We start from the raw sequence: 10,275 nt of genomic DNA, 5'->3' as shown, positions 1-10,275 counted from the left end.
AGCGCCGCCGGACCCGCCACCACCGCGGTGCTGGCAGGAGCGGTGGGGGTGGCGGGTCCGGCGGCGCTGCTGTATTGCGCGATACCCATGCTGGGCATCGCGCTGGCGTTCCGCCATCTCGGCCGGATCGACGTCAACGCCGGGGCCAGCTACTCCTGGGTGGGCCGCACGCTCCACCCGTTCCTCGGCTTCGTCAGCGGCTGGGCGCTGGTGATGTCCACGACGATCTTCATGGTGGCGGGTTCGCTGCCGGCCGGGTCGATGACCCTTTCCCTGTTCGACGAGGGCCTGGCCGACAACACGGCACTGTCCACCGTGGTGGGCGCCGCCTGGTTCCTGCTGATGCTGGGCGTGGTGCTGGGCGGCGCCCGGCTCACCGTGCGGGCGCAGCTCGTCATGTCGGGGGTGGAACTGGCGATCCTCGCGCTGTTCGCCGTCCTCGCGGTCTTCCATTCCGACCACGCCCGTGCCTTCGACTGGTCCTGGCTGGGCCTCGGCCAGTTCGACGGCGTGTCGGGGTTCGCGTCGGGCGCCCTCGTGGCCGCGTTCTACTACTGGGGCTGGGACGTGACCAGCAACCTCAGCGAGGAGACCCGCGACAGCCGGCGCACGGCGGGGCTCGCGGGCCTGATCGGGGTGGGCGTCGTCTTCCTCCTCTTCGAGGTGTTCACCATCGCGGTGAACGTCATCCTCAGCGCCCGCCAGGTCGAGGAGAACGGCGCGAACGTGCTCGCGGTGCTCGGTGAGGAGGTGTGGCCGGGCTGGGGCGGCAAACTGCTGGTCGTGGCCGTGCTGCTGTCCACCGTCGCCACCTTGGAGACGACCCTCATCCAGGTCACCCGCTCCCTGTTCGCGATGGGCCGCGACCGGACGATGCCGGCCGCGCTGGGCCGGGTGCACGGCACGTGGAACACACCGTGGGTGGCGATCGCCGTGGTCGGCGCGGTGGCGCTGGGCATGTTCGTCGCCTCCAACGCGCTGGGCTCGGTGGGCGAGATCCTCTCCGACGCGATCTCGGCGATCGGGCTCCAGATCGCCGTCTACTACGGCCTGGCCGGCCTCGCGGCCGTCGTCGCCTACCGCAGGACGCTGCTGAAGTCGCCCGGCGCCTTCCTCTTCGGCGGGCTGTGGCCGCTGGGCGGCGCCCTGTTCATGTTCTGGATCTTCGTGGAGTCGCTCGGCGAGCTGAGCACGGCGGCGATCGCGATCGGTCTGGGCGGGCTCGCGGCGGGCCTGGTGCCGATGCTCTGGTACTGGCGCAAGGGCAGCGACTACTACCGGCCGGCCCGACTGGACGCCTCCCGGACCGTCCGCGCCGACTACCTGCCGGGAGGTACCGTGCCCGCGCACTCCGCCGCCCACGAGGGTCTCCCCACCGACTTCTAGAGGGGGACCCGATGGCGCGGATCCGTTTCGCTCCCGACTTCGACCCCGACTGCGGGGACACCGCCCTCTCCTCCGCCCGGCAGGACATCGTCATCGGACGCTGGCAGGGCCTGCGCGAACTCCTGCGGGCCACCGGCCCCAACTGGACGGCCCGCGGCCACCGGATGCGTCTCCTCGCACAGGCCTGCGCGGGGAGTTCGACGGTGGAGACCTGGCTGGCGGCCGAGCCGCACAGCGCGGACGCGCTGGTGCTGCGCGCGGCCACCGAGACCACCCGCGCGTTCAACGTGGCCATCGCGGCGGGCCGGGGGGTGCCGATCGGCCAGCACCGGGTGGACGCCGCGGTGCTCGCCTGCCTCGCGGCGGCCGAGGCAGAACCGGACGATCCGACGCCGTGGATCTCGCTCATCTCGGTGGCGCGGCTGTACCCCTCGGGCGTACGACGGCAGGAACTGGCCCGCTGGTGGGACGAGTTGCACCGGCGCGACCCGCAGAGCATGGAGGGCCACCTCCAGGTGCTGCACTACTACTCGGCGCGCTGGCACGGCACGCACGGCCTGATGTACGACTTCGCGCGGGACGCGGCGGGGGCGGCCCCGGCGGGCTGCGCGCTGCCGGTGCTGGTGCAGTACGCGCGCGTGGAGGAGTACCGGCACGCCGTCGACACGGCCGGCGGCGGTTCCACGTCGGTGAGTCTCGGCCGGCACTGGAACCACGACGGCGCCCTCGGTGACGTCCGCCGCACCTGGGAGCGCTGGATCATGGGCCGCGCCGGCTCCGAGGTGGCCCCCGGCGAACTGCGCGACGTCAACTACCTGGCGCACGCCGCCTGCCTGGCGGGCGCGGAGGAGGTCGCGGCCCCGCTCCTGCGGATGCTGGGCCGCCGCTTCACCCGCGCCCCGTGGTCGTACACCGGGGACCCGGTGCAGCAGATCACGCGCCGACAAGCACAGTGGGCGCCGCGCACCTGAGCGACTCCACGGCCCGCACGCGCACGCCACAATGGGCCATGCCCGCTTCCTCCGACGCGCCCGTGTCCGACCTGCCCTGCGGCCCCCGCCGTATCGCCCTCCTCGGAGGCGGTTTCTCCACCGACGCCGACGCGGTGCTCGACACCTGGGTGCTGGGCCGTGCCCGCGCCGCCCGCCCGAAGGTCTGCTTCGTGCCGACGGCGAGCGGCGACGCCGAGGGCTACGTCGACCGGTTCCTGACGGCGTTCGGCGCGCTCGACTGCGAGCCGTCCGTGCTGCGCCTGTTCCGCCGCGAGCCGGACGACGCGTCCCTGCGCGCGTTCCTCCTGCGGCAGGACGTCGTCTACGTGGGCGGGGGCAACACGGCGAACCTGCTGGCGGTGTGGCGCACACACGGCGTGGACCGGCTGCTCACCGAGGCCTGCGACCGTGGCACGCTGCTCTGCGGCATCAGCGCCGGCGCCAACTGCTGGGCCGAGGGCTCCCACACCGACTCCTTCGGCCCGCTGACCCATCTCCCCGACGGCCTGGGCCTGCTGCCCGGTTCGGTCTGCCCGCACTACGACAGCGAGCCGGGCCGCCGCCCCTCCTACCGCCGGGCGGTGGCCTCGGGGGCCCTGCCCGCAGGCTGGGCCCTGGACGACGGTGTCGGCGCCCTGTTCACGGACGGCGTGCTGACGGAGACGGTCGGCCGGACGGAGGCCGCCCGCCTGTACCGGGTGGAGGCGGACGGCCGGGGCGGTGCCACCGAAGTGCCTGTCACTGCCTGAGCGAGCCGGTCACGGAGTCGTGCGGGGACCGTCCGGCAGGATCTGCCGCTGCTCGATCATCTCGTGGCTGAGCGCCGCCGTCTCCGACTCGGGGAGGCGCTCGAAGCCGTCCTCGGTGATGACCGACACGATGGGGAAGATCCGGCGGTTGAGGTCCGGGCCGCCGGTCGCGGAGTCGTCGTCCGCCGCGTCGTACAGCGCCTGGAGGGCGGCCAGCGCGGCCTCGCGCCGGTCCATGCCCGGCCGGAACAGCTTCTTCAACGCGCCCCCGGCGTACGGCGATCCGGAGCCCTCGGCGTGGAAGTCCCGCTTCTCGTAGAGGCCGCCCACGACGTCGTAGCTGAAGATGCGGCCCCGGCGGCCCTCGGGCGCCGAGGCGTCGTAGCCCGTGAGGAGCGGGACCACGGCGAGGCCCTGCATGGCCTGGCCGAGGTTTCCGCGGATCATGCCCGCCAGGCGGCGCGCCTTCGCGTTCAGTGTCATCGCGGTGCCTTCGATCTTCTCGAAGTGCGCCAGCTCGACCTGGTAGAGCTTCACCAGGTCCAGCGCGAGTCCCACGGTGCCGGCGAAGGCGACGGCCGTGTGGTCGTCGGCCGGGTGCACCTTCTCCAGGTCGCGCTGGGCGATGACGTTGCCCATGGTGGCCCGGCGGTCGCCGGCGATCAGGACGCCGTCGCGGAAGGTGAGGGCCAGCACGGTGGTGCCGTGCGGGACCTGATCCGGCGCGGCGCGTACGCCGGGCGGGAGGGCGCTGCGGGTGCTGAGCAGTTCGGGGCGGTGGGCCGCCAGGAAATCGGTGAAGGACGCGGTGCCGGGAGTGAAGAACGCGGCCCCCAGCCGTCCAGCGTCGTCGTCGTTCCACGTCATGGCACTCCCCCTCGTCGCCGGGCCGTCCCGCGTCGGAGTCCTACCAGGTGCGGGCGTGCGGGAAACGTGCGAGGCCGGTCACAGGGTCCTGCGCCGCACCAGGACGCCCAGCACGAGCAGGCCCGGCAGGAGCGGCAGCCACAGCGTCAGGAGCCGGTAGCCGAGCACGGCGGAGGCGGCCTCCTCGGCCGGTGTCCCGGCGGTGACCAGGGCGAGTCCGAGGGCCGCGTCGAGGGAGCCGATGCCGCCCGGTGTGGGCAGCAGGGCGGCGGCGCCGCTGGCGGCGAGATAGAGGAGCGCCACCTCCGTCGCGGGCAGCGGCAGGGCCATGGCCCGGGTGACGGCGATCAGCACGCACGCGTGCAGCGCGGCGAAGGCCAGCGAGCCGCCCCACAGGGCCGCGGCCCGGCGCGGAACGGCGTGCACGGCCCTGACGTCGGCCCACACGGCCGTCAGTGCGGCCCGGCAGCGGGCGTGGTGCCGCAGCGCCGCCACGACGGCCGCGCCGACGGCCACGACCGCGAGGGCGGCCCAGCCGCCCCAGCCCGGCGGAAGCCGCAGCAGGCCCGGACAGGCCGCGGCGAGCACGACGAGGAGGGCGGCGCGCGCCACCGCGCCGGCCGTGGCCTTGACGGCGACGGCGGTCGTGGCGCGCCCGGCGGTCAGTCCGCGGCGCATCAGGAAGCGCACGTTGACGGCGCCCGCGCCCAGCCCGGCGGGCAGCAGGTGGTTGGCGGCGGACGCGGCGAACTGCGCGGCCACCAGCGGCCCGCGGGGCAGCCGTGGGACGACGGAGCCCTGCTGGGCGACCGCCGCGCACAGCCAGGTCCCCGACGCCGCCACCGCCCCGGCGAGCAGCCAGCGCCGGTCGGCCCCGGCGAGCCGCACGGCTCCGGTGTGCAGGACGGGCCAGTGCCGGTGGGCGAGCCAGACGGCGGTGGCCAGGACGGCGAGGCTGAGCGCGGTCCGCCAGTAGGTGCCGTTCGCGCGGCCGGCCCTGACGGTGGTCCGCTCGGCCGTCATCGCGTCCCGTCCCCGGGCGGTGACGGCGCGAGGTGCACGTCGAGCCCGGCGGACGGATGGGTCCGCCAGCCGCGGGCGTACGACGGCGGCGGGGCGCCCGGCAGAGAGAGGGCGGCGGTCGGGACGCGGCCGGCGGTGCGCAGGATGCCCGCCTCGGTGATGTTGACGTTGTGTCCGCGCGGGTTGGCCGAGGAGCAGCCTGCGTAGTAGGCGACGGGGATGGCCTCGGTGCCGGTGAGCAGACAGGGCGGGCGGACGCCGAGCCGGTGCAGGTCGGCGGCGGTGCGGGTCCAGCCGCGGCGGTCGGCGGCGGTGCGGTCCACGGTGCGGTCCAGGACGACGTACTGCACCGCCAGATGTCCGGCGAGGCCGAGCGCGACCGCCGCGGCGACGACCGGGCGCAGGCGGCCTCGCGGCGCGGTGACCAGGCGGCACAGGGCGTCGGCGGCCGGGAGCGCGAGCAGCGCGTAGAAGGGGAGCAGGAAGCGGGGGGCGGCGTAGCCGATCAGGAAGAGGTACGGCACGGCTGCGGTCGCGGCGCAGGCCAGTGGCACCAGCGTGGGCGTGGTGCGGCGGGCCCTGGCCGCCACCGCGAGGCCGGCGAGGGCCAGCAGCGGCAGCGCGAACCACCAGGCCACGATCACCGGGTGGGGCATCTCGGCGGTGCAGGGGCGGCACAGGGTGCGGCCCACCAGGCTGCGCAGCTGGTCGTCGACGGCGAGGTTCCAGCCGAGGCCGCCCTGGATGCGGGAGGCCTCGGAGAGCCGTTCGCCGAGGCCGCCGTGGCTGAGGTACGCCTCGATGATCCACTGGCCGCCGCCGGTCGCGAGGCCCGCCAGGAGGGCGAGAGCCAGGCGGAGACTGCGTGCCGGGATCAGCAGGACGAGGAGGGGCAGAGTGGCCCAGACGGCGTCGGTGGGGCGCATCCAGGCCATGAGGGCGGCGCCGGCCGCGACGCCCCACAGGGCCGCCCGGTCGGCCCGGTCCGCGCGGACCCGCAGGAAGCAGCCGACGCAGATCAGGGCGCCGAGCGCGACCCAGTGGTTGGGCATGGCCGCCGGGCCGTAGAACAGCGTCACCCACAGGGAGGCGAAGAGGGCGCCGCCGACGGCCAGGACGCGGGGCGGGAAGAAGGCGCGCCACACCCGCAGGGCCAGGTAGAGGCCGAGGCCCGACAGGACGGCCAGGTAGACGCGCAGCAGTTCGGTCGACGTCGACCAGGAGGTGACCGGCGCGACCAGCAGGGACACCCCGCGGGCGCGCGGCGCGCTGAAGAAGGCGGGCGGTGCCTGGGCGGAGATCTGGCTGACGTACACCGTCTCGTCCCAGCCGAGGCCCAGGCCCGGCCCGACCAGGACGAGTTGCGCCACGGTGAAGGCGACGGCGACGGCCGCGAGCGGCCAGGAACCGGGCGCCCGCCAGGGCGCTCCGGGCACGGTCGCCGGCACGCCCCGCCGCGCGCCGGCGAGTGTCGCGTTCGTGCCCTCGGCCATGCTCCACCCCTCGCCCCGTAAACGGAAAAACATGGCCAAACTAACGCGTGAGGGCCGGGCACGCAGGGTGATATACGGCCAGCTGTGCGAGCGGGTGCCCGCGGTGGTCAGCGGACGTGGGGCCTCCGGTGCCTCGGCTGCTCCGGTTCGGGGCGCACGGGTGCGGCCGGGACGGGCCGCACCGCGGGTCCGTCGCCGTTGAGGTGGACCGGCATCCCGTGGTGAGCGATCGTCAGCGGCGGCCCGGACAGCAGGGTGTACGTGGCCTTGTCGGGGCCGACCTCCACGTGCAGGCGGCGGCCGAGGAACTGGAGGGAGAAGGCGAGGCGGCTGAACGCCTCCGGCAGGCGGGGCGAGAAGTACAGCGTCCGGTCGCCGTCGCGGCGCAGTCCGCCGAACCCTGCGACCAGCGCCATCCAGGTGCCGGCCAGCGAGGCGATGTGCAGTCCGTCGCGGGTGTTCTGCTCCAGGTCGGCCAGGTCCATCAGGGCGGCCTCGGCCGTGTAGGCGTAGGCCAGCCGCAGATGGCCCGCCTGGGCGGCGACGACGGCCTGGCAGCACGCCGAGAGGGAGGAGTCGCGGACGGTGAGCGGCTCGTAGTAGGCGAAGTTGCGGGCGACCTGCTCCTCGTCGAAGAAGTCGCCGCAGGTGTACATCGCCAGCACCAGGTCGGCCTGTTTGACGACCTGTTTGCGGTAGAGGTCGAAGTACGGGAAGTGCAGCAGCAGGGGGTACTGGCCGGGGCGGGTGCCGTCGAAGTCCCAGCGCTGGTAGCGGGTGAAGCCGGCGTGCTGTTCGTGCACGCCGAGTTCGTCGTTGTACGGGATGTGGACGGCCGCGGCGGCGTCGCGCCAGGCGGCCGACTCCTCCTCGTCGACACCGAGCCGGGCGGCTTCCCCGGGGTGCCGCTCGACGGCCTCGGCGGCGGACAGGAGGTTCGCCCGCGCCATCAGGTTGGTGTACGTGTTGTCGTCGGCGACCGCGCTGTACTCGTCGGGGCCGGTGACGCCGTCGATGTGGAAGACGCCGTGCGCGTCGTGGTGGCCGAGGGAGCGCCACAGGCGGGCGGTCTCCACGAGCAGTTCGACGCCCGTGTCCCGTTCGAAGTCGGTGTCGCCGGTCGCCGCGACGTAGCGGACGACGGCGTCGGCGATGTCCGCGTTGACGTGGAAGGCGGCGGTGCCGGCCGGCCAGTACGCCGACCCCTCCGAGCCCTCGATGGTGCGCCAGGGGAACGCGGCGCCGCTCAGTCCGAGCTGGGTGGCTCGCTCGCGGGCCGCGTCCAGGGTGGCCTGCCGCCAGCGCAGGGCCTCGGCCACGGCGCCGGGCGCGGTGTAGGCGAGGACGGGCAGGACGAAGGTCTCGGTGTCCCAGAAGGCGTGGCCGTCGTAGCCGGAGCCGGTGAGGCCCTTGGCGGGGATGGCCCGCCGTTCGGCGCGGGCGCCGGCCTGGAGGACGTGGAACAGGGCGAAGCGGACGGCCTGCTGGATCTCCTCGTCGCCGTCGACCTCCACGTCCGCGCCGGCCCAGAAGTCGTCGAGGCAGGCCCGCTGGTCGTCGAGGAGTCCCTGCCAGCCGCTGTGTCCGGCCGCCGCGAGGGCCGCCTCGACCTGGTCGCTCATCGCGGGCCGGGAGCGGGCGCCGGACCAGCCGTGCGCGACCAGTTTCTCCACCCGGAGCGTCTCGCCGGGCTCCAGCACGGAGGTGACGGTGAGGCGGGCCACGTCCACATTGCTCTCGCTGCCGGTGGTGGTGCGTTCGGGGCCGGTGACGGTGTGGTCGGCGGCGACGGCGACGCGCAGTCCGCTGCGCCGGGTGCGGTGCACGAGCCGCAGCCGCTGTCCGACGGCGACGTCCTCCTCCGGTTCCAGCGGCGACTTCAGCGCGCGGGCGGCGCGCGGGTCGGTGTCGGGCTCGGGCAGGCTCTCGTTGGCGACGAGTTCGGACTGGATGACCACGCGGGAGCGGCTGCCGACGGCCTCCACCTCGTAGGCGATGGCGGCGATGGCGCGCTGGGTGAGGGAGACGAGCCGGGTGGAGCGCACGCGAACGGTCGAGCCGGCCGGCGAGGTCCATTCGCAGGTGCGTTCCAGGACTCCGCGGCGCAGGTCCAGGACGCGTTCGTGGGAGACGAGCCGGCCGTAGCGCAGGTCGAACGGCTCGTCGTCGACGAGCAGTCGCAGGATCTTGCCGTTGGTGACGTTGATGACGGTCTGGCCGGACTCCGGATAGCCGTACCCCGCTTCCGCGTAGGGCAGCGGGTGCAGTTCGTGGACGCCGTTGAGGTAGGTGCCGGGCAGGCCGTGGGGTTCGCCCTCGTCGAGGTTGCCGCGCCAGCCGATGTGCCCGTTGGACAGGGCGAACACCGACTCGCTCTGGGCGAGGACGTCGAGGTTGAGGCGCGTCTCGCGCACGCACCAGGGCTCGACGGCGTAGGACCGGTCGGTGATCACTCGTGCTCCCCCAGGTCGGCCGGGTCGGCCAGTTCGGCCAGGTCCCTCACGACGACGTCCGCGCCGTGGGCGTACAGGGCGTCGCTCTGCCCCACCCGGTCAACGCCCACGACGTACCCGAAGTGCCCGGAGCGTCCCGCGTCCATGCCGGCCAGCGCGTCCTCGAAGACGGCGGCCCGCTCCGGTGGGACGCCGAGGTCGCGGGCGGCGGCGAGGAAGGTGTCGGGGTGCGGCTTGCCGGGCAGGCCGCGTTCGGCGGCCACCACGCCGTCGACGCGTACCTCGAACAGGTCCTCGGCGCCGATCGACCGCAGCACGTCGCGGGTGTTGGCGCTGGAGGAGACGACCGCGGTGCGCAGGCCCCGCGCGCGGACGGCCCGCAGGTAGCCCAGGGTGCTGTCGTAGGCCTCGACGCCGTCGGTGCGGATCCTCGCCAGCAGCAGTTCGTTCTTGCGGTTGCCGAGTCCGTGGACCGTCGCCGCGTCCGGCGGGTCGTCCGGGCCGCCCTCGGGCAGGTGGATGCCGCGGGAGTCGAGGAAGGTGCGGACGCCGTCGGCGCGCGGGCGGCCGTCGACGTACTCGTCGTAGTCGTGGGAGGAGTCGAAGGGGCGGTACCGCGCGCCGTCGCGTTCACGCAGGAAGGCGTCGAACATCTCCTTCCAGGCTGCCGCGTGCACCACGGCCGTCCGGGTGACGACCCCGTCGAGGTCGAAGAGGCAGGCCTGGATCGTGTCCGGGAGACCGAGCGTCGTCGTCATACAGGACCCGTTCCCCGTCCGCCGGATCCGCACCGGGTGGCGAGCGCCACATGGCGGCGCCGCGGCGTCAGTCGTGCGGGAACGAGTGGTGCTCGTGGGTGATCACCCAGCGACCGCGCCGCTTGCGCAGGCCGAACGTCAGCCGCAGCCGCAGGGTGGGCCGCTCGGCCAGCTCCTCGGGCGTGCCGCAGCGCAGCAGGGCGTGCGCGAAGGCGACCTCGGGGCCGGAGGCGACGTCCAGGACGTCGATCTCGAAGAGTGCGCCCTGCGCCTGCCACGCGAAGAACGGCGGCCAGAGCGCCCGGTAGGCGGCGAGGCCGCGAAGCCCCTCGTGGGGCGGGGTCACGTAGTAGAGCCGCAGGTCCTCGGCGTGGTCGGCGAGAACGGCCTCCAGGTCGCCGCGGTGCACCGCGTCGGCCCAGCGCGTGATCAGCGCGCGGATCCGCCTCTCGTCCTCCGACACCTCGTCCTCCCTCTCTCGCCGTCCGGGTTCCCTTCAAGACTGCGACACTCTGCTGTGTGCTGACCTACGACGATCTGCTGCCCCGCGCGCG

9 protein-coding genes are annotated in these 10,275 nt (G+C 74.2%); 3 read left to right on the top strand and 6 right to left on the bottom strand.

Translation table 11 applies throughout. The annotated features are described in order from the left end of the window. Window positions 1–27 precede the first annotated feature (27 nt). From BZL64_RS23350 to BZL64_RS23340, 3 genes are read left to right on the top strand one after another with little or no spacing between them, the layout of a single operon-like run. Entirely contained in the window at window positions 28–1,386 is a 1,359-nt protein-coding gene (locus BZL64_RS23350; protein WP_244205454.1) for an APC family permease, read from the top strand. An 11-nt stretch (window positions 1,387–1,397) separates the two neighbouring features. Further along, window positions 1,398–2,357: a hypothetical protein gene (locus BZL64_RS23345; protein ID WP_086771153.1), complete on the top strand. Its 960-nt coding sequence runs from the start codon at window positions 1,398–1,400 to the stop codon at window positions 2,355–2,357. Between the two features lie 38 nt (window positions 2,358–2,395). Next, a complete protein-coding gene (locus BZL64_RS23340) occupies window positions 2,396–3,127 on the top strand; it encodes a Type 1 glutamine amidotransferase-like domain-containing protein (RefSeq protein WP_086771154.1) in 732 nt (243 codons plus the stop codon). A gap of 9 nt (window positions 3,128–3,136) precedes the next feature. Here the strand turns inward: BZL64_RS23340 and prcB are convergent, their stop codons facing one another. The 6 genes from prcB to BZL64_RS23310 form a co-directional block, all read right to left on the bottom strand. Next, entirely contained in the window at window positions 3,137–3,994 is an 858-nt protein-coding gene (gene prcB, locus BZL64_RS23335) for a proteasome subunit beta (RefSeq protein ID WP_086771152.1), read from the bottom strand. A 78-nt stretch (window positions 3,995–4,072) separates the two neighbouring features. After that, window positions 4,073–5,017 (bottom strand): lysylphosphatidylglycerol synthase domain-containing protein, encoded by a 945-nt coding sequence (locus BZL64_RS23330; protein ID WP_086771151.1) that lies wholly within the window; start codon window positions 5,015–5,017, stop codon window positions 4,073–4,075. Further along, on the bottom strand, window positions 5,014–6,510 hold the full coding sequence (locus BZL64_RS23325) for a hypothetical protein (RefSeq protein ID WP_086771150.1): 1,497 nt from the start codon (window positions 6,508–6,510) through the stop codon (window positions 5,014–5,016). The genes BZL64_RS23330 and BZL64_RS23325 overlap by 4 nt, the downstream gene beginning before the upstream one ends. A gap of 107 nt (window positions 6,511–6,617) precedes the next feature. Further along, a complete protein-coding gene (locus tag BZL64_RS23320; protein ID WP_086771149.1) occupies window positions 6,618–8,963 on the bottom strand; it encodes a glycoside hydrolase family 65 protein in 2,346 nt (781 codons plus the stop codon). Further along, the gene (locus BZL64_RS23315) at window positions 8,960–9,721 is read right to left on the bottom strand and encodes a beta-phosphoglucomutase family hydrolase (protein ID WP_086771148.1); all 762 of its coding nucleotides are present in this window, start codon (window positions 9,719–9,721) and stop codon (window positions 8,960–8,962) included. The genes BZL64_RS23320 and BZL64_RS23315 overlap by 4 nt, the downstream gene beginning before the upstream one ends. 67 nt (window positions 9,722–9,788) lie before the next feature. Beyond that, a complete protein-coding gene (locus tag BZL64_RS23310) occupies window positions 9,789–10,184 on the bottom strand; it encodes a nuclear transport factor 2 family protein (RefSeq protein ID WP_086771147.1) in 396 nt (131 codons plus the stop codon). Window positions 10,185–10,275: the final 91 nt, after the last annotated feature.

It is taken from the genome of Streptomyces bobili (genome assembly GCF_002154575.1).
GTDB lineage: Bacteria > Actinomycetota > Actinomycetes > Streptomycetales > Streptomycetaceae > Streptomyces > Streptomyces bobili.
The sequence above is the reverse complement of the archived record's forward strand: the minus strand, read 5'-3'. Positions and strand labels throughout refer to the sequence as shown.

Coding starts and splice junctions, on each gene's coding strand:
- BZL64_RS23345 (WP_086771153.1), top strand. CDS start 1,398: ATGGCGCGGATCCGTTTCGCTCCCGACTTCGACCCCGACTGCGGGGAC.
- BZL64_RS23340 (WP_086771154.1), top strand. CDS start 2,396: ATGCCCGCTTCCTCCGACGCGCCCGTGTCCGACCTGCCCTGCGGCCCC.
- prcB (WP_086771152.1), bottom strand. CDS start 3,994: ATGACGTGGAACGACGACGACGCTGGACGGCTGGGGGCCGCGTTCTTC.
- BZL64_RS23330 (WP_086771151.1), bottom strand. CDS start 5,017: ATGACGGCCGAGCGGACCACCGTCAGGGCCGGCCGCGCGAACGGCACC.
- BZL64_RS23325 (WP_086771150.1), bottom strand. CDS start 6,510: ATGGCCGAGGGCACGAACGCGACACTCGCCGGCGCGCGGCGGGGCGTG.
- BZL64_RS23315 (WP_086771148.1), bottom strand. CDS start 9,721: ATGACGACGACGCTCGGTCTCCCGGACACGATCCAGGCCTGCCTCTTC.